Source organism: Kitasatospora sp. NPDC002551, from assembly GCF_040296005.1.
GTDB lineage: Bacteria > Actinomycetota > Actinomycetes > Streptomycetales > Streptomycetaceae > Kitasatospora.
Genome location: NZ_JBEOWI010000008.1, coordinates 18,725 through 35,824, shown reverse-complemented (window position 1 = coordinate 35,824; position 17,100 = coordinate 18,725). Strand labels below are relative to the sequence as shown.

General features: G+C 72.1%; 15 protein-coding genes. 8 read left to right on the top strand and 7 right to left on the bottom strand.

Going from position 1 to position 17,100, the window contains the following annotated elements:
• Positions 1-29: 29 nt before the first annotated feature.
• The 3 genes from ABT093_RS10405 to ABT093_RS10395 form a co-directional block, all read right to left on the bottom strand.
• On the bottom strand, positions 30-842 hold the full coding sequence (locus ABT093_RS10405) for an AIM24 family protein (protein ID WP_350562792.1): 813 nt from the start codon (positions 840-842) through the stop codon (positions 30-32).
• Between the two features lie 287 nt (positions 843-1,129).
• The gene (locus ABT093_RS10400; RefSeq protein ID WP_350562510.1) at positions 1,130-1,780 is read right to left on the bottom strand and encodes an AIM24 family protein; all 651 of its coding nucleotides are present in this window, start codon (positions 1,778-1,780) and stop codon (positions 1,130-1,132) included.
• The gene (locus ABT093_RS10395) at positions 1,780-2,418 is read right to left on the bottom strand and encodes an AIM24 family protein (protein WP_350562508.1); all 639 of its coding nucleotides are present in this window, start codon (positions 2,416-2,418) and stop codon (positions 1,780-1,782) included. Before ABT093_RS10395 ends, ABT093_RS10400 begins: the two co-directional genes overlap by 1 nt.
• A gap of 196 nt (positions 2,419-2,614) precedes the next feature.
• Between ABT093_RS10395 and ABT093_RS10390 the strand changes: the two genes are divergently transcribed.
• Positions 2,615-2,932 (top strand): DUF3817 domain-containing protein, encoded by a 318-nt coding sequence (locus ABT093_RS10390; protein WP_350562790.1) that lies wholly within the window; start codon positions 2,615-2,617, stop codon positions 2,930-2,932.
• A gap of 90 nt (positions 2,933-3,022) precedes the next feature.
• On the opposite strand, the gene ABT093_RS10385 is transcribed toward ABT093_RS10390, so the two are convergent.
• Both ABT093_RS10385 and ABT093_RS10380 read right to left on the bottom strand, forming a co-directional pair.
• Positions 3,023-4,669 (bottom strand): M4 family metallopeptidase, encoded by a 1,647-nt coding sequence (locus tag ABT093_RS10385; protein WP_502884188.1) that lies wholly within the window; start codon positions 4,667-4,669, stop codon positions 3,023-3,025.
• Between the two features lie 365 nt (positions 4,670-5,034).
• Positions 5,035-6,672, bottom strand: a complete 1,638-nt coding sequence (locus ABT093_RS10380; RefSeq protein WP_350562504.1) for a M4 family metallopeptidase — start codon at positions 6,670-6,672, stop codon at positions 5,035-5,037.
• A gap of 490 nt (positions 6,673-7,162) precedes the next feature.
• On the opposite strand from ABT093_RS10380, the gene ABT093_RS10375 reads away from it, so the two are divergent.
• The 3 genes from ABT093_RS10375 to icmA all read left to right on the top strand — a co-directional run bounded on the left by ABT093_RS10375 (position 7,163) and on the right by icmA (position 9,988).
• Positions 7,163-7,702, top strand: coding sequence for a MarR family winged helix-turn-helix transcriptional regulator (locus tag ABT093_RS10375; RefSeq protein ID WP_350562502.1), 540 nt, complete (start codon positions 7,163-7,165; stop codon positions 7,700-7,702).
• Positions 7,703-7,752: 50 nt separating this feature from the next.
• Positions 7,753-8,118 (top strand): DUF3817 domain-containing protein, encoded by a 366-nt coding sequence (locus tag ABT093_RS10370; RefSeq protein WP_350562500.1) that lies wholly within the window; start codon positions 7,753-7,755, stop codon positions 8,116-8,118.
• Positions 8,119-8,302: 184 nt separating this feature from the next.
• Entirely contained in the window at positions 8,303-9,988 is a 1,686-nt protein-coding gene (icmA, locus tag ABT093_RS10365; RefSeq protein WP_350562498.1) for a coenzyme B12-dependent isobutyryl-CoA mutase large subunit, read from the top strand.
• Between the two features lie 65 nt (positions 9,989-10,053).
• Here the strand turns inward: icmA and ABT093_RS10360 are convergent, their stop codons facing one another.
• Positions 10,054-10,698, bottom strand: a complete 645-nt coding sequence (locus tag ABT093_RS10360; RefSeq protein WP_350562496.1) for a TetR/AcrR family transcriptional regulator — start codon at positions 10,696-10,698, stop codon at positions 10,054-10,056.
• A gap of 364 nt (positions 10,699-11,062) precedes the next feature.
• On the opposite strand from ABT093_RS10360, the gene trxA reads away from it, so the two are divergent.
• The 4 genes from trxA (at position 11,063) to ABT093_RS10340 (ending at position 15,510) form a co-directional block, all read left to right on the top strand.
• Positions 11,063-12,058: a thioredoxin gene (gene trxA / locus ABT093_RS10355; RefSeq protein ID WP_350562494.1), complete on the top strand. Its 996-nt coding sequence runs from the start codon at positions 11,063-11,065 to the stop codon at positions 12,056-12,058.
• Between the two features lie 601 nt (positions 12,059-12,659).
• Entirely contained in the window at positions 12,660-13,322 is a 663-nt protein-coding gene (locus ABT093_RS10350) for a DUF6230 family protein (protein WP_350562492.1), read from the top strand.
• Positions 13,323-13,459: 137 nt separating this feature from the next.
• Positions 13,460-14,080 (top strand): DUF6114 domain-containing protein, encoded by a 621-nt coding sequence (locus ABT093_RS10345; RefSeq protein ID WP_350562490.1) that lies wholly within the window; start codon positions 13,460-13,462, stop codon positions 14,078-14,080.
• Complete coding sequence (locus ABT093_RS10340; RefSeq protein ID WP_350562488.1) at positions 14,077-15,510, top strand: hypothetical protein; 1,434 nt, start codon at positions 14,077-14,079, stop codon at positions 15,508-15,510. The genes ABT093_RS10345 and ABT093_RS10340 overlap by 4 nt, the downstream gene beginning before the upstream one ends.
• A gap of 85 nt (positions 15,511-15,595) precedes the next feature.
• Here ABT093_RS10340 and pyk read toward each other — a convergent pair whose 3' ends face one another.
• Positions 15,596-17,023: a pyruvate kinase gene (pyk, locus tag ABT093_RS10335; RefSeq protein WP_350562486.1), complete on the bottom strand. Its 1,428-nt coding sequence runs from the start codon at positions 17,021-17,023 to the stop codon at positions 15,596-15,598.
• Positions 17,024-17,100: the final 77 nt, after the last annotated feature.

The window sequence follows — 17,100 nt, the reverse complement described above, 5'->3', positions numbered from 1 at the left end:
GGTGCCCCCCGCGCCGCGGCCGGGTGCGGTCAGAGTCCGAAGCGCCGTCCGAGGTCGCCCAGGTTACCGAGGCCGGGCACGTTCATGTTGGACGACTGGCTCCCGTGCCCCGAGGCGTGCTGGCCCGGTACCCCGCCCATCGGCACCCCGGCCTCGGCGTGCACCTGGCCGACCGCCCGCTCCGCCATCAGGACCTCGGAGGACTGCAGCAGCACCTGGCCGGCGCCGATGAACTCGAACTGGTGCTCCTCGCCGGACGCCCCGCCCACCCCGGTGAGCCGGCGCAGGCCGCCGAGCAGCCCGTGCATGTAGTCGTGGTCGTAGTGGTGGCACGGCGCCGGGCAGTCCGCCCAGCCGACCAGGGCCTGCGGGTCCACCCGGATCGGCGGCTCGACGAAGTGCACCGGCCCGTTCGAGGCGGCGACGAACTTGCCGGTGCCGATCAGGGTCAGGAAGCCCGGGATGATCGACTGCTTGAGCCTCAGGGTGGGCTCGAAGGCCAGCAGGTTGCCCGAGCGGACCGTCAGGTTCCCCTCCTCCAGGTCGTAGGAGTTGAGGTCGAAGGCCCGGTCGGCCAGCAGCAGCTTGCCGCGGCCCTCGGCGACCACCCAGTCCGCCGCGTGCATCGGCGAGTTGAAGTGCTGGCCGAGCATGCGGTCCACCGCGCCGGCGCCGACGCCCTTGAAGGAGATGTCGCCGTAGTAGGCGATCATCTTGCCCTTCTGCAGGAAGTACGAGCCGTTGAGGTCCACCGAGAAGGCGTACGGGTTGACGTTGTCGTTGGACGGCAGGCTGTGCGCGTCGTGCACCACCGGGCCGGAGCCGTCCTGCGCCTTGGGCAGCGGGGCCTGCGCGCCGCCGTACTGCTCCTGGGCGTACTGCTGCGGCGGCTGGGCCGGGTAGCCGGGCGGCGGGGGCGGCGGGTAGCCGCCCTGCTGCGGGTAGCCCTGCTGCGGGTACCCCTGCGGGGGGTACTGCTGCGGCGGGTACGGCTGACCCGGCGGCGGGTACGGCTGCCCCTGCGGGGGGTAGGGCTGGCCCGGCGGCGGGTAGCCGGGGTGACCGGGCTGGGTCGGCTGGCCGTACGGGTCCTGCGGCTGCCCGTACGGGGGCTGCGGCGGGTAGGACATCAGAGCTTCTCCTCGCTCGCCTGCACGTACACCGTGCCGTTCCCGGACAGCTCCAGCTGGAACGCCTCGCCGGAGCCGCGGCCGATCATGTCGCGCCAGCCGAGCGCGGTGGACAGCTTGTTCTGGACCTGGCCGCGGTGCGCGACGTACGCCTGCGGGTCGACGTGCACCGGCTGGTGCGGGGTGATCGGCAGCTCGAAGACACCGCCGTGCGCCATCACCGCGACCGCGCCGTGGCCGTCCAGCTTGGTGGTGAACAGGCCCTGGCCGGTCACCTGGCCGCGGACCATGCCCATCACGCCGCCCTGCGAGCCCATGAACATGGTGGACTGCTGCAGCGAGCCCTCGAAGGCGAGCAGCCGGTCCGCCTCGACGTACAGGGTGTCGCCGGTCAGGTCGATCACGTGCACGTGGTGGCCGCCGTGCCCGAACATCACGCTGCCCTGGCCCTCGACGGTCATCAGCGGGGTGTCCTCGTTGGCCACCCGGCGGCCGATCATCGACATCACGCCGCCCTGCCCGCCGGTCATGTTCGGCGTGAACCGCACCTCGCCGGTGTACGCGAGCATCGCGCCGCGCTGGCTGAACAGCCGCTGGCCCGGGACGACCAGGGCCTCGATCATCTTGCTGTTGATCTTCGTGAACGCCATCAGACGTCGCCCCCGACGGTCAGCTTCTCGGAGGGCTGCACGTAGACCAGGCCCTCGCCGGTGAACTCCACCTGGACGGCCTCGCCGCCGCCCTCGCCGATGAAGGTGCTCCAGCCGGCGCCGGACTTGATGGAACGGTTGAGGTTGCCGGTGTGGGCGACGTACGCCCCGGGGTCCACCCGCAGCGGCATGCCCTGGGAGACCCGCAGGATCACCGCCGGGCCCTTGGAGGTGACGGCGGCCCAGCCGTGGCCCTCGACCTTGGTGGTGAACAGGCCGTTGCCGGAGGAGACGCCGTTCAGGCCGGTGAAGCTGGTGCCGGTCTTCAGCGTGCCCTCGGTGCAGAGCAGGTTGTCGGACTCGACGTAGAGCGTCTCGCCGTTCAGCCGCACGAGGTTGATCTCGGTGGCCTGGTCGGCGAAGTAGCAGGTGCCCTGTCCCTTCACCTCCATGACGGTCATCTGCTCGCCGGTGAGCCGGCGGGTGACCATGCCGCGCAGGCCGTCACCGCCGCCGCTGAGCTTCTTGAAGTTCATCTGGCCCGTGTAGGCGACCATGGAGCCGTTCTTGGCCTTCACGGAATCGCCGGTCATGTCGACGGCGAGCGTCTTTGACCCCTGGAGTCGAAACTGTGCCACGGCCGCAATCTAGCGGTCGGCGGGCGCGGCGGGGGAGGGGGTGAGGGTGTTCTGGTACGTGTCTGCGACAAAGCGGGCGGCCGAGGCGGGCCGCCACCCCGGCGGCGGGTTCGGACATGTGCTCGGTGATAATGGAGCGGATCCTTGTGAGTCCGTTCACAAGCGATCTCCGAGCCCCCCGCGTATCGAGGTACCCATCGTGAACAGCAGCGCCGTCCACCGCCTGCGCCTGGTCTCCGGCCCCGAAGGGGTCTCCTTCCTGCTCCTGCTGCTCTGCTCGGTGCTCAAGCGCACCACCGACTTCAACGCCGTGCCGGTGATGGGCATGATCCACGGGATCCTGTTCATCCTGTACGTCGTCTTCTGGATCCTGGCCTGGCAGACGCAGAAGTGGGACGTCAAGCGCGGCGCCCTGCTGTTCATCCTCTCGGTCCTGCCCGGCGGCGGCTTCGTGGCCGAGCGGATGCTCGCCAAGGAGGAGCGCGGCGCGGCCGCGGTGCCGGCCGCGGCCTGACCTCCCCGCGACGCGCCGGCAGGCTGCCGGGGCCCCCTCTCCCAGTGGGCCCCGGCAGCCTGCCGTTTTTCCGGGGGTGGTCCGACGCGGCTAGTTGACGTTCACCGCGCTCCAGGCCGCGGCCACCGCGTTGTACTCGGTGCTGCTGAGCCCGTAGAGGTCCTTGGCGGCGTTCAGGGTGCCGGTGCGGGCGGCCTTGTAGTTGGTGCTGGAGGTGAAGTACACGGTCAGTGCCCGGTACCAGATGGCGGCGGCCTTGTCCCGGCCGATGCCGGTGACGGTCGAGCCGTTGGAGGTCGGGCTGTTGTAGCTGACGCCGTTGATCACCTTGGCGCCGCTGCCCTCGGCCAGCAGGTAGAAGAAGTGGTTGGCCACGCCCGAGGAGTAGTGGACGTCGATGCCGCCGATCCCGGAGTACCAGGAGTCCTTGGACGAGCCGTCCTTGGAGGGCTTGTCCAGGTAGCGCAGCGGCTGGCCGTTGCCGAAGATGTTGATCTTCTCGCCGATCAGGTAGTCCGGCACGTCCACCGGCAGGTTGGCGTACCACTCGACCAGGGTGCCGAAGATGTCCGAGGTGGCCTCGTTGAGGCCGCCGGACTCGCCGGAGTAGGTGAGGTTGGCGGTCGCCGAGGTGACGCCGTGGCTCATCTCGTGGCCGGCCACGTCGACGGCGGTCAGCGGGTTGCTGTTGCCGCTGCCGTCGCCGTACGTCATGCAGAAGCAGGAGTCCTGCCAGAAGGCGTTGACGTAGGCGTTGCCGTAGTGGACCCGGTTGCTGGCGCCGACGCCGTTGTTCTTGATGCCGTTGCGGCCGAAGGTGTTCTTGTAGTAGTCCCAGGTGGCGCCGGTGCCGTACTGCGCGTCCACCGCGGCGGACTGGGTGTCCGAGGCGAGCCCGTTGCCCCAGTTGTTGTCCGCGTCGGTGTAGAGCGCGTTGCCGCTCTTGGCGTTCCCGGTCCACTGGTTGCCGCGGGACGGGTCCTTGAGCTGGTAGGTGGAGCCGCTCTGGGTGGTGGTCAGGCTGACCGACCCGACGTGCACGCCCTTGCCGGTGCCGGCCGCGGTCTGCACCTCCTCGTGGGTGGAGAGCACCTGGCCGGTGGCGGCGTCGGTGACCAGCCGCTGGCTGCTCGGGGTGCCGTCGGCCCGCTCGCCGTGCACCACCGTCCGGTACGCCAGCCGCGGGCTGCCGTCGCCCGCCCAGACCACCAGGGCCGGGGCGCTCGCGCCGTCGACCCGGGTGACCGGCGAGGCGTCCGCGTCGGCCGGGGCGACGCCGACGGTGGCCCGGACCGCGTCGACGGCCTGGGTGGAGGCGGTGCCGGCGGAGAGCGCCGGGGTGAGGCTCGCCAGCGCGAGCCGGCCCTCGAAGGCGCGGTCCACCGAGGCGATCGCGCCGTTGGCCTTCTGGTGGACGACGAGGTCGCCGCCGAGCACCGGGAGGCCGGCGTAGGTGCGGTCGTAGCGCAGGTGGCGTGTGCCGTTGGCGTCGACCACCACGTCCTTGACGACCAGCTGCTCCTGGCCGCCGAGGGCGAGCGCCCTGGCCACCGGCGCGGCCTGCTGGCCGGCCAGGGCGACGAGGGCCTCGCGCTGCTGGACGGGGGCGGCCTGGGCCGGGGCGGCGGCGACCTGGATGGCGCCGGCCAGCAGGGCGGAGGCGGAGAGTACGGCGCCGGCTGTCAGCTTTCGCTTCACGTGCGGGTTCCTTCCACGAAACCGCGGGTGCGCGGTCACGCCACGTACCGGGGCGCCGGGGTCGGCGCCAGGGGGCGGTAGGGCGCGGACGTGCTGCTGCTCCGTGCGGCCTGACGCACCGTCGATGGGTGGGGGCGACGGGCGTCCGGACGGGGCTTTGGACAGAAGCATGACAATGCAGGTCGTGAAAGAACAGGGCGCCGCCGGGGATTGGCCAGGTCTCGCCAAGACCCGCACGGGTGGTGGCGGTGGGGAGGATGTCGGGGTGTGCGCGGCGTGTTCCGTGGCGGGATCCCGCCAGCGGCGGGCCTTGTCGGCTCCGTCCGGCGTTGCTACGCGGGCCGCGCGCGCGGGCGCCCGGGGCCCTCCCCCCAGTGGGGCCCCGGACGCCCGGCGGGCGGACGTCAGTTGACGTTGACGCCGCTCCACGCGGCCGCCACCGCGTTGTACTCGGCGCTGCCGGCGCCGTAGAGGTCGGCCGCCGCGCTCAGCGTGCCGGTGCGGGCCGCCTTGTAGTTGGTGGTCGAGGTGAAGTAGACCGTCAGCGCCCGGTACCAGACCGCCCCCGCCTTGTCCCGGCCGATGCCGGTGACGGTCGAGCCGTTGGAGGTCGGGCTGTTGTAGCCGACGCCGTTGATCACCTTGGCGCCGCTGCCCTCGGCCAGCAGGTAGAAGAAGTGGTTGGCCACGCCCGAGGAGTAGTGGACGTCCAGGCCGCCCACCGAGGAGGACCAGGAGTCGGCCGAGGCGCCGTCCTTGGAGGGCTTGTCCAGGTAGCGCAGCGGGGTGCCGTCCCCGTTGATGTCGATCTCCTCGCCGATGAGGTAGTCCGGCTTGTCGGCGGGGAGGTTGGCGGACCACTCGACCAGGGTGCCGAAGATGTCCGAGGTGGCCTCGTTGAGGCCGCCGGACTCGCCCGAGTAGTTCAGGCCCGCGGTGGCCGAGGTGACGCCGTGGGTCATCTCGTGGCCCGCGACGTCCAGCGCGGTCAGCGGGTTGGTGTTGTTGGTGCCGTCGCCGTACGTCATGCAGAAGCAGGAGTCGTTCCAGAACGCGTTGACGTAGTTGCGGCCGTAGTGGACCCGGCTGGTGGCGCCGACGCCGTTGTTCTTGATGCCGTTGCGGCCGAAGGTGTTCTTGTAGTAGTCCCAGGTGGCCGCCGCGCCGAACTGCGCGTCCACCGCGGCCGACTGGCGGTTGGCGGCGGTGCCGTCGCCCCAGACGTTGTCGGTGTCGGTGAGGAGGGTGCCGGAGCCGGAGGTCTTGCCCTTGAGGTCGCTGGTGGACTGGCCGCCGCGCGAGGCGTCCTTGAGCGAGTAGCCACCGCTGGTGCTGGTGGTGGTCAGCGGAACGGTGCCGACGAAGACGCCGGTGCCGGTGCCGGAGGCGGTCTGCACCTGCTCGTGGCTGGAGAGCACCTGGCCGGTGGCGGCGTCGGTGACCAGCAGCCGGCTGCTCGGGGTCCCGTCGGCGCGCACGCCCTCCACGGTGGTCCGGTAGGCGAGCCGCGGGCTGCCGTCGGCGGCCCAGACGACCAGCTGGGCGGCGCCGGCCCGGTGCACCTCGGTGACCGGGGACTCGTCCTTGTCGGCGGCGATGCCCACGGTGGACTGCACCGCGCCGGAGGCCTGGGCGGCGGCCTTGTCGGCGGGGATCTTCGGGGTCAGGCTCGGCACCGAGATCTGCGCGGCGACGGCCTTGTCGACCGCCTTGACGGTGCCGTCGGCGGCCTGGTGCACGACCAGGTCGCCGCCGAGGACCGGCAGTCCGGCGTAGGTGCGCTCGAAGCGGAGGTGGCGCGTGCCGTTGGCGTCCACCACGGCGTCCTTGGCGACCAGCGTCTCCTGGCCGCCCAGCCCGAGGGCCTTGCCCAGCGGGCCGGCCTGACCGCTCGCCAGCGCGATCAGGTCGGCGCGGTGCTGCGCGGCCTGCGCCTGGACCGAGGGGGTCGGGGTGGCCTGGGCGGCGGTGCTCACCTGGATCACGCCGGTGAGCAGGGCGGTGGCGGAGAGTACGGCGCCGGCTGCGAGGCTTCGCTTCACGTACAGGTCCTTCCGGGAAACCGCGTGTGCGCGGTCGCGCCGCGTTCCGGGGTGCCGGGGTTGGCACCTGAGGGGCGGAACGGGCGCTGACGTGCTGCTCCGTGCGGTCCACGGTGACCACCGGTGAGTGGGGTGGCGGCCACCGGACGGGGCTGGCGGAAAGCATGACAATCCAACAAGTGAAATGACAGGTCTAGTTCATGGATTGGCCAGGTCCCGCCAACGTTGCGGAAGGTGAACAGGGTGACGAACCGGGCGAATCACCCGGTCTTTCGGCGGGTTACCGTCCGAACCGAGGCCTGGTAGCGCGGTGGACGCCGTCCGGCGGGTCAACCGTGCGGCGCGGTCGGATGGTTGGTGCCCGTTCACACCCGCGCAACGTGCTGGTACGTACCTGGCGGACCGCCTGGCGTGTTCCCGCCACGTGTCGCGCTTGTCCACCATCAGGACGCCTGCTAGCCCCGGCCCCACCCGCCGGTACGGTAAGCGGGTGGCCAAGCCCCTCGCACTCGACTTCGACCCGATCGCCCGCGCCGACGAGCTGTGGACCCGCCGCTGGGGGGCCGTCCCCGCGATGGCGGCGATCACCTCGGTCATGCGGGCCCACCAGATCCTGCTCTCCCGCGTGGACGCGGTGCTCAAGCCGTACGGGCTGACCTTCGCCCGCTACGAGGCGCTGGTGCTGCTCACCTTCAGCCGGACCGGCGAGCTGTCGCTCTCCAAGATCGGCGAGCGCCTCATGGTCCACCCGACCAGCGTCACCAACACCGTCGACCGCCTGGAGCGGGCCGGCCTGGTCGCCCGCCGCCCCAACCCGCTGGACGGCCGAGGGGTGCTCGCCGCGATCACCGACCGGGGCCGCGAGGTCGTCGAGGGCGCCACCCGGGAGCTCATGGCGATGGAGTTCGGGCTGGAGGAGTACGGCGCCGACCAGTGCCGCGAGGTCTTCGAGCTGCTGCGCCCGCTGCGGGTCGCCGCGGGCGACTTCACCGAGCCGCCGGGCGAGGGGCCTGCGCGGTCCGGGGCGTGAGGGCGGCTACCCTCGTGTGAGCGGTGCGCGGATCAGGACGTACCCCCCCGATGCTGCCGAGCGAGGCGATGAAGACGATGAAGGCGACCCCCCTGCTGGGCTGGTACCGCGCCCTGGCCGTTGCGACCGGTGTGGCGCTGCTGGTGTTCTGCGGCTTCATGGTCGCGAAGTACGGCTTCGACGCGGCCGAGGACCTGACCACCTACGTCGCGATGCTGCACGGCTACCTCTACATCGGGTACTTCGTGGTGACCTTCATGCTCGGCCAGAAGCTCAAGTGGCCGCTGGGCCGGATGATCTTCACCCTGGCCGCCGGCTGCATCCCGTTCGCCTCCTTCGTCGCCGAGCGCAAGGTGGCCGCCGAGGCGGCCGCCAAGCTGCCCGCCGGCGACGCCCGCCAGCCGGCCGGCGTCTGAGCGGAGCCCCGCGGCGGGAATTCAGGGCGCCTTTCCCCGGGGGGAGGGCGCCCTTCCGCATGTCCCGCTAGCCTCTGCCGGGCGTCCATCGACAAGTAGTAGGACGTCCGAGTAAATTGGTAGGACGTCCTAACAGCTGTGCCGCCCGCTGGTGTGGCGGCCGTACGGAGCGGAGTTCGGGGTCATGGACGCCGAGGAGATCGAGCGCGGGCGGCAGCGCTGGCAGCAGCGGTACGACAGTGCCCGCAAGCGGGACGCGGACTTCACCACCCTCTCCGGGGACGAGGTCGAGCCGGTCTACGGTCCGGCCCCCGGGCAGGCCTACGAGGGCTTCGAGCGGATCGGCTGGCCCGGCGAGTACCCCTACACCCGCGGCCTGCACCCGACCGGCTACCGGGGCCGGACGTGGACCATCCGCCAGTTCGCCGGCTTCGGCAACGCGGAGCAGACCAACGAGCGGTACCGGATGATCCTGGAGGCGGGCGGCGGCGGCCTCTCGGTCGCCTTCGACATGCCCACCCTGATGGGCTACGACTCCGACGACCCGCGCTCGCTCGGCGAGGTGGGCCACTGCGGTGTGGCGATCGACTCGGCCGCCGACATGGAGGTGCTGTTCCGCGGCATCCCGCTCGGCGAGGTCACCACCTCGATGACGATCAGCGGCCCGGCGGTGCCGATCTTCTGCATGTACCTGGTGGCCGCCGAGCGGCAGGGCGTCGATCCGGCGGTGCTCAACGGCACCCTGCAGACCGACATCTTCAAGGAGTACATCGCCCAGAAGGAGTGGCTCTTCGCCCCCGAGCCGCACCTGCGGCTGATCGGCGACCTGATGGAGTACTGCGCCGGCGGGATCCCGGCCTACAAGCCGCTCTCGGTCTCCGGCTACCACATCCGCGAGGCCGGGGCGACGGCCGCGCAGGAGCTGGCGTACACCCTGGCCGACGGCTTCGCCTACGTCGAGCTGGGCCTGTCCCGGGGCCTGGACGTGGACGTCTTCGCGCCGGGCCTGTCCTTCTTCTTCGACGCGCACCTCGACTTCTTCGAGGAGATCGCCAAGTTCCGCGCGGCCCGCCGGATCTGGGCCCGCTGGATGCGCGAGCGGTTCGGCGCGAAGACCGACAAGGCCCAGTGGCTGCGGTTCCACACCCAGACCGCCGGTGTCTCGCTCACCGCCCAGCAGCCGTACAACAACGTGGTCCGCACCGCCGTCGAGGCGCTCTCGGCGGTGCTCGGCGGTACCAACTCGCTGCACACCAACGCCCTGGACGAGACCCTGGCGCTGCCCTCCGAGCAGGCCGCCGAGATCGCCCTGCGCACCCAGCAGGTGCTGATGGAGGAGACCGGCGTCACCAACGTGGCCGACCCGCTGGGCGGCTCCTGGTACGTCGAGGCGCTGACCGACCGGATCGAGCAGCAGGCCGAGGAGATCTTCCGGAAGATCCTGGACAAGGGCCGCGAGGACCACCCGATCGGTCCGGTCACCTCCGGCATCCTGCGCGGCATCGAGGACGGCTGGTTCACCGGCGAGATCGCCGAGGCCGCCTTCCAGTACCAGCGGGGGGTGGAGAAGGGCGAGAAGCGGGTCGTCGGCGTCAACTGCCACCCGCGCAGCGTCACCCCCGAGCTGGAGATCCTGCGGGTCAGCCACGAGGTGGAGCGCGAGCAGGTCCGGGTGCTGGGCGCGCGCAAGGCGGCCCGGGACGAGGCCGCGGTCAAGGCCGGGCTGGACGCGATGCTGGCCGCCGCGCGCTCCGGCGCGTCGATGATCCCGCCGATGCTGGACGCGGTGCGCGCCGAGGCGACCCTGGGCGAGATCTGCAACGCGCTGCGCGAGGAGTGGGGCATCTACCGGGAGGCCGCCCGGTTCTGAGTCCGGCCGACGGCCGCCCGGCGCCCTGCGAGGGCGACGGGCGGCCTTCGCGCGCGCTCAGCCGCTCACGGGCCCGGGAAGGTGCCGAGCAGCAGGCCGGTGAAGCGCCGGGTCCACTCGGGGGTGATCGGCTCGCCGCTCACCAGCACCCGGTGCTCGACCGTGCCGGCGATGGTGTCGAAGATGATGTCGACCTCCTCGCGGGCGGTCGCCTCGTCGTCGTCCGGGGCCAGCTCGCCGCGGGCCTGGGCCGCCGCGCGGCCCTGCCGGACCAGCCGCTTCTGCGGGTCGACGATCGCCTCCCGGATCCGCCGGCGCAGCTCACCGTCGCGGGAGCCCTCGGCGAACAGGGCGAGCAGCGCCGCCTGGCTCTCCGGGCGGGCCAGCAGTTCGGCGAACTGGGCCACCACCGCCTCGATGTCGGCCTGCAGGCTGCCCAGGTCGGGCATCGCCAGCTCGTCGAAGAGGCTGGCGACGGCGTCCACCACCAGCTCGTTCTTGGACGGCCAGCGGCGGTACAGGGTGGTCTTGGCGACCCCGGCGCGGGTCGCGACGTGGCCCATGGTGAGCCCGCCCCAGCCGAGTTCGGCGAGGGCCTCGCGGGTGGCGTCCAGGATGGCGCGGTCGGCGGCGGCGCTGCGCGGGCGGCCCTTGGTCCGGGTGACGGCGGTCTCCGGGCTCTCCGGGAGGGGTGGCTGGGGGGCCGGCACCGGGCCTCCTTGCGATTTACCGGTAAGTAACTTGGGTGGGAGCGGTAACGGTAGCGACTTTCGCGTGTCCAGGTCAGCCGGGCCGCCCGGGAAAGTGGCCCACCTCACGTCGGCCGGGGGGCGGCAGGGGTTGCGGCGGATGCCCCGGGTCCAGTTACGCTACGACTCGTAGCGAAAGCGACGACCAGGCGCCGCGTCCCGTGGGACGGGAGCGGCGCGGGCGCGGATGGGGATCCGTGCCGAAACGGTTCAGGCTATCGGGCAGTGGCTCCGCCACCCCGGGAATCGGGACCGCGCAGCCCGCGCGGGGCGTTTTCCGGGAGGTTGGTGCCCACCAGCGGCGCGGGCGGGGGAGGATGGTGCCATGCAGCCACGGAATTCTCGTCTCAACAGTGCCGCCCTGCGTGGTGCGGTCGACCTCGCCGCGGTGAAGGCAGCCGGCGAGGCTGCCCAGAAGGCCGAGCAGGCCAGGGCCGAGCGGGCCCGCCAGTCGGCCGCCGGTGAGGCGGCCGGGGACGCCCCGGCCGGGGCCGGGTACCCGCTCGTCGTCGACGTCACCGAGGACACCTTCGAGGCCGAGGTGGTCCAGCGGTCCACCGAGGTGCCGGTGGTCGTCGACTTCTGGGCCGAGTGGTGCGGGCCCTGCAAGCAGCTCAGCCCCATCCTGGAGCGCCTGGCCGAGGAGTACGCCGGCCGGATCGTGCTCGCCAAGATCGACGTCGACGCCAACCAGCTGATCGCCCAGCAGTTCGGCATCCAGGGCATCCCGGCCGTGATGGCCGTGGTGGCCGGCCAGCTGGTCCCGCTGTTCCAGGGCGCCGAGAACGAGGCCAACGTCCGCAAGGTGCTCGACCAGCTGATCCTGGTCGCCGAGCAGCGCTTCGGCATCGTCGGCACCGGCGGCGCGCCCGCCGAGGGCGCGGAGGCGGCCGCCCCGCTCCGTCCGGAGGACCCGGCGCTGTCCGCGGCCCACGACGCGCTCGACCAGGGGGACCTGGGCGGTGCCATCCAGGCCTACCGGAACGTGCTGGCCGACCAGCCGGGCAACGCCGAGGCCAAGCTCGGCCTGGCCCAGGCCGAGCTGCTGCAGCGGGTCGAGGGGCTGGACCTGCAGACCGTGCGGGCCGCCGCCGCGGCCGACCCGAAGGACGTCGAGGTCCAGCTGAGGGCGGCCGACCTGGACCTGGTCGGCGGGCACGTCGAGGACGCCTTCGGCCGGCTGGTGTCGACGGTCGGCAGGACCTTCGGCGCGGACCGGGACGCCGCCCGGCTGCGGCTGCTGGAGCTGTTCGAGGTGATCGGCCCCGAGGACCCGCGGGTCACCGCGGCGCGCCAGGCGCTGGCCCGGGTGCTGTTCTGAACTCCGGTCGGCGACACGGCGGATGACCTGCGGTGCCGCCGGGTGATTTGGCGACAATCCGGCCATCACCGCTGAGGTTTACCAAATCTTGACAACACCCGTGGACGGTCACGACATGTGACCGTCCGCGGGTGTTTCACTGATGTTTCCGAGGGATTTCGCCCCCACGAATCCTCCATTTGGTGACGCTGCGTATCCGGGGCGCCGATTTCATGATCATCCGCGCCAAGTGGGATTACCCGTCAGTAATGCAACCTCTTGTGCTTCGCCCGGGATTCGAGCAGCATCGGCACGCCCGGTCCCCACACTTCGACCCCCGCCGGCAGCCGGTCGGCGGACCCGGAGGAGGGGATCCCCACCGGGCGGCCGGCGGTCATGCCGCCGGCGAGAGGGCAGGGGGGTATCCGCGGTCCCACGGCGGTTCCTGTCCTTCGCACGGCCGCGCTGCCCGCGCGGTCACTGGTTGTCGCTCGGGGGGATCGCCGGTGTTGCCACGGCGCTCTCCGCTACCGAGGACGTAGCTCTCTCCCATCCCAGGCCCCACCGGTGCGGGACTCGCCACCGGGGAGCCGGAGATGTACGTCCCAGAAGGAGGACACGCATGTCCAAGACCTACGGCAAGACCCGCTGGAAGCGCTTCGCCCTGGTGATGGTGCCGAGCCTCGCGGCCACCGCCGCGGTCGGCGTCGGCCTGGCGAACAGCGCGCTCGCCGCCTCGTTCAGCATCTCGGGCCAGCAGTTCAAGGTCAGCGCCAAGGAGCTGCACGGCACCAAGTTCGCGCAGTTCGGCTCGATCGACGTCGAGAAGGACAAGACGACCCACCCGGTCGCGGTCTCGGCCTTCGACACGGCCCGGATCAAGGGCCTGTGCCAGTCGCTGGTCACCGACCCGAACGTGATCCCGCTGCCGTTCAAGCTCCCGAAGATCACCCTCCGCCTGGAGGCCGGTGACAGCGAGCAGCAGGACCGCCAGGTCGAGGCCGCCAACCTGCTGATCGACCTCGATTCCCTTGAGGCCGACGCCGAGTTCGGCAACATCAACATCGGCCAGGACGCCTCCACCCTCGACGGCACGGCGACCAAGAACTGGAAGTCCGCGCTCGGCTCCGGCCTGCCCAGCGGCAAGACCGGCTTCGCGCAGGCCGCGGAGACCGCCGACCTGTACGGCGCCAAGCAGACCGCGTGGGCCACCTCGGCGGGCACCTTCAAGCTCAAGGGCCTGAAGCTCAACCTCTACACCGACGCGGGCCACGAGTGCTTCTGAGCCGGTTCCCCGGCTGACCGGCTGACCGGCTGACCGCCTGACGGCGGGTCGGGGGCCGGGGACGGTGGCCGTAGGGGCCGCCGTCCCCGGGCTCCCCCTTTCCGTTTCACCTCGTCACACCTCCGAGGAGCTGCTCCGTGTCCAGCACCCTTGCCGAGCCGCGGCCCGCCGAACGCGAGAACCCCCTGCGGTGGGTGCGCCGGGTGTTCCGTGACTTCCGCCGCTCCCGGCCGTTCTGGGGCGGACTGCTGGCCGTCCTCGCCGGCATCCCGATCATGTACTTCCCGTACGCCAACCTGTCGTTGAACGGCATGACGCTCGCCATGGCCACCACCGGGGGCGCGGGCTCGCTGATCATCGGGATGCTGCTGATCGTGCTCGGGCTGACCGCCTGGTTCCAGCCGGTCGTCCGGGTCTTCGCGGGCATCGCCACCACGCTGCTCACCCTGGTCGCGATCCCGGTCTCCAACCTGGGCGGCTTCGGGCTGTCGGTCCTGCCCGGTCTGATCGGTGGCGGTCTGATGATCGCCTGGGCGCCGCTTCCGCCCGCCGACGACGCGGCCGGGGCCGCCGGTGTGCTCGCCGCCGAGGCGGCCCCCGCGCCCGTTGCCGAGGCTCCCGCTGCGGAGGCGCCGGTCGCCGCCGCGCCCGCTGCCGAGGCTCCCGCCGGTGACGCGCCCGCCGCCCAGCAGCCCCCGGCCGCCGCCGGGGGAACCGTTCCGGCGCAGCAGGCCGGCGAGCCGAAGGAGGTCCGGTGAGCGACCCGCGCGAGGAGCTTCCGCAGGCCCCGGCGCAGCGCTCGCCCCGGCACGCGGCGCCCCGTACGCCCGTGCGGGTCCGGCTGCGCGGCCGGGCGCTGGCGATGGCCGCCGTGCCGACCGCGCTGCTGATGGCCGCCGCCTACACGCCGAACCCGGCGATCGCCGAGTCCACCGCCGGCAAGCCGTGCGCCACCGCGCCGGACGCCGTGCCGCAGCCGCCCGCCGTCGCCGAGACGCCGGTGCCCAAGAGCGAGCTGCCGCCGCCGATCCCCGGCCCGACCGTGCCGGTGCCCAAGGCCACCGCCACCAGGACGTCCGCGCCGACCGCCGCACCGACGAGCGCCGGCCCGGCGAGTGTGCCGAAGCCGGCCGCGACCGGGACGGCGACCGCGACCGCGACCGCGACCGCCCGCGCGAGCACCGGCGGCGGGGCCGTCCAGGCCGGTCCGATCGACGACATCGTCGGCGTCACCACCGACCCGGTCCGCCCGGGCGGCTCGGCGAGCCCCACCGCGAGCCCGTCCGCCGGCGCGCGCGCCGCCGCCCCGGCGCCGACCACCCAGGCACCGGCCGCCGGGACCGGGGCGCCGACGGGCACCCCGGCCGCCGAGCCGACGGGGACGCCGGCCGGCACCGCCGCGCCCACGCCCTCCGCCACCCCGGGAACGCCCGAGCCGACCGCCTCGACGGCGCCGGCGAGCCCGCGGCCGACCGACACCCCCTCGTCGACCGCCGAGCCGTCCGGCAGCCCGTCCGCCGGCCCCTCCGGGACCCCGTCCGCCGGCCCCTCCGGGACCCCGTCCGGGACCCCGTCCGCCTCGGTGAAGCCGAGCGCGTCCGGCAGCCCCTCGGCCACGCCGTCCAAGGACCCGAACTGCCTGGTCGGCACCGAGGGGCTCGCCCCCGACGGCAAGCCGGCCGACAACCCGATCCTGGTGCCGGAGCAGAACTGGACCCTGCAGACGACCCGGCTCGGCCTCAACCACGCCGTGCTGCTCGGCGTGGTCGACGTCCGGACGCCGACCGGCACCAAGCGGGTGCTGAAGTTCGAGGTGGAGAGCGTCGACATCGAGAACCTGCACATGTCGACGCTGCAGGGCAACGGCAAGACCTTCCACGTGAAGGGCGCGCCCGGCTCGACCTCGACCATGCGCAAGGGCCCGGTCACCATGTACGTGGAGCGGCTCTCCGGCCACCTGTCCAAGGTGCTCGGCCTGCCGATCCCGATCGACCTCGGCGAGCTCACCCTCACCCCGGACGGTCCGCTGCCGCAGTGGCTGTACGACCTGATCGGCCAGCTCCAGCTCCCGCTGTGGATCGAGCTGACCGGGGTGACCGCGATCCAGTCGGGCCAGTTCGGCGGCACCCTGAAGATCCCCGGCATGCAGCTCTACAACGACGACAAGCCCTACCCCGGGAACGCCTGACCCCGGGCTCCCGGCCCGCCGAAACGCCCGTGGGGCGGCCCCTCCCGTCCGGAGGGACCGCCCCACGGGCGTGTTCCGCGCCGCCTTACGAGGTGCGGGTGCCCAGGTGGTGCACCTGGACCATGTTGGTGTTGCCGGGGATGCCGGGCGGGGAGCCGGCGGTGACGATCACGGTGTCGCCCTCGCCCAGCTCGCTGATGCGCAGCAGCTCGCGGTCGACCTGCGCGACCATCTCGTCGGTGGTCTCCACCTGCTCGGTCACGTGCGCCTCGACGCCCCAGCTCAGCGAGAGCTGGTTGCGGGTCGCGTGGTCCGGGGTGAAGGCGATCACCGGGATCGGCGAGCGGTAGCGGGAGAGCCGCCGCGCGGTGTCACCGGACTTGGTGAAGGCGACCAGCGCCTTGCCGTTCAGGAAGTCGCCCAGCTCGCACGCGGCGCGGGCGATGGAGCCGCCCTGGGTGCGCGGCTTGCGGCCCGGGTTGAGCGGCTGGAGGCCCTGGGAGACCAGCTCCTCCTCGGCCTTCTCGCAGATCCGGCTCATGGTGCGGACGGTCTCGACCGGGTACTTGCCGACGCTGGACTCGGCGGACAGCATGACCGCGTCGGTGCCGTCCAGGATGGCGTTGGCGACGTCGGAGACCTCGGCGCGGGTCGGGCGCGAGGCGTGGATCATCGACTCCATCATCTGGGTGGCGACGATGACCGGCTTGGCGTTGCGGCGGGCCAGGGTGATCAGCTGCTTCTGGACCAGCGGCACCCGCTCCAGCGGGTACTCGACGGCCAGGTCGCCGCGGGCCACCATGATCGCGTCGAAGGCGAGGACGATCTCCTCCATCGCCTCGACGGCCTGCGGCTTCTCGATCTTGGCGATGACCGGCACCCGGATGCCGACCTCGTCCATGACCGCGTGGACGTCCTTGATGTCCGCGGCGTTGCGGACGAAGGACAGCGCGACCATGTCGACGCCCAGGCGCAGGGCGAAGCGCAGGTCCTCCTTGTCCTTCTCGGACAGCGCGGGCACGTTGACGGCCGCGCCGGGGAGGTTGATGCCCTTGTTGTTCGAGAGCACGCCGCCCTCGACGACCACGGTCCTCACCCGCGGGCCGTCGACGCTGACGACCTCCAGGGCGATGACGCCGTCGTTGATCAGGACCGGGTCACCGGGCTTGACGTCGCCCGGCAGGCCCTTGTAGGTGGTTCCACAGATGTGCTGGTCACCGGGGACGTCCTCGGTGGTGATGGTGAACTCGTCGCCGTTGTCGACGGTCACCGGTCCGTTGGCGAAGGTCGCCAGACGGATCTTGGGGCCCTGGAGGTCGGCCAGAACGCCGATGGTCTTGCCGGTGTCCTCCGAGACCTGGCGGACCTTGCGGTACCGCTCCTCGTGTTCCGCATGGGAGCCGTGGCTCATGTTCAGTCGGGCGACGTTCATGCCCGCCTCGACGATGGCCTTGAGCTGTTCGTAGGAGTCCGTCGCGGGACCCAGGGTGCAGACAATTTTCGCTCGGCGCATATCGATCAGTCTATCCGTTCGTGTTATGGGTGCATTCGGCCCGAAAGGAGAGGAATCGCCGACGAAGGAGTCCGCGG

What these genes read in the sequence shown, in the direction of transcription:
- ABT093_RS10400 (WP_350562510.1), bottom strand. Translation starts at nt 1,780, where the DNA reads ATGGCGTTCACGAAGATCAACAGCAAGATGATCGAGGCCCTGGTCGTC.
- ABT093_RS10350 (WP_350562492.1), top strand. Translation starts at nt 12,660, where the DNA reads ATGTCCAAGACCTACGGCAAGACCCGCTGGAAGCGCTTCGCCCTGGTG.
- ABT093_RS10370 (WP_350562500.1), top strand. Translation starts at nt 7,753, where the DNA reads ATGCTGCCGAGCGAGGCGATGAAGACGATGAAGGCGACCCCCCTGCTG.
- trxA (WP_350562494.1), top strand. Translation starts at nt 11,063, where the DNA reads ATGCAGCCACGGAATTCTCGTCTCAACAGTGCCGCCCTGCGTGGTGCG.
- icmA (WP_350562498.1), top strand. Translation starts at nt 8,303, where the DNA reads ATGGACGCCGAGGAGATCGAGCGCGGGCGGCAGCGCTGGCAGCAGCGG.
- pyk (WP_350562486.1), bottom strand. Translation starts at nt 17,023, where the DNA reads ATGCGCCGAGCGAAAATTGTCTGCACCCTGGGTCCCGCGACGGACTCC.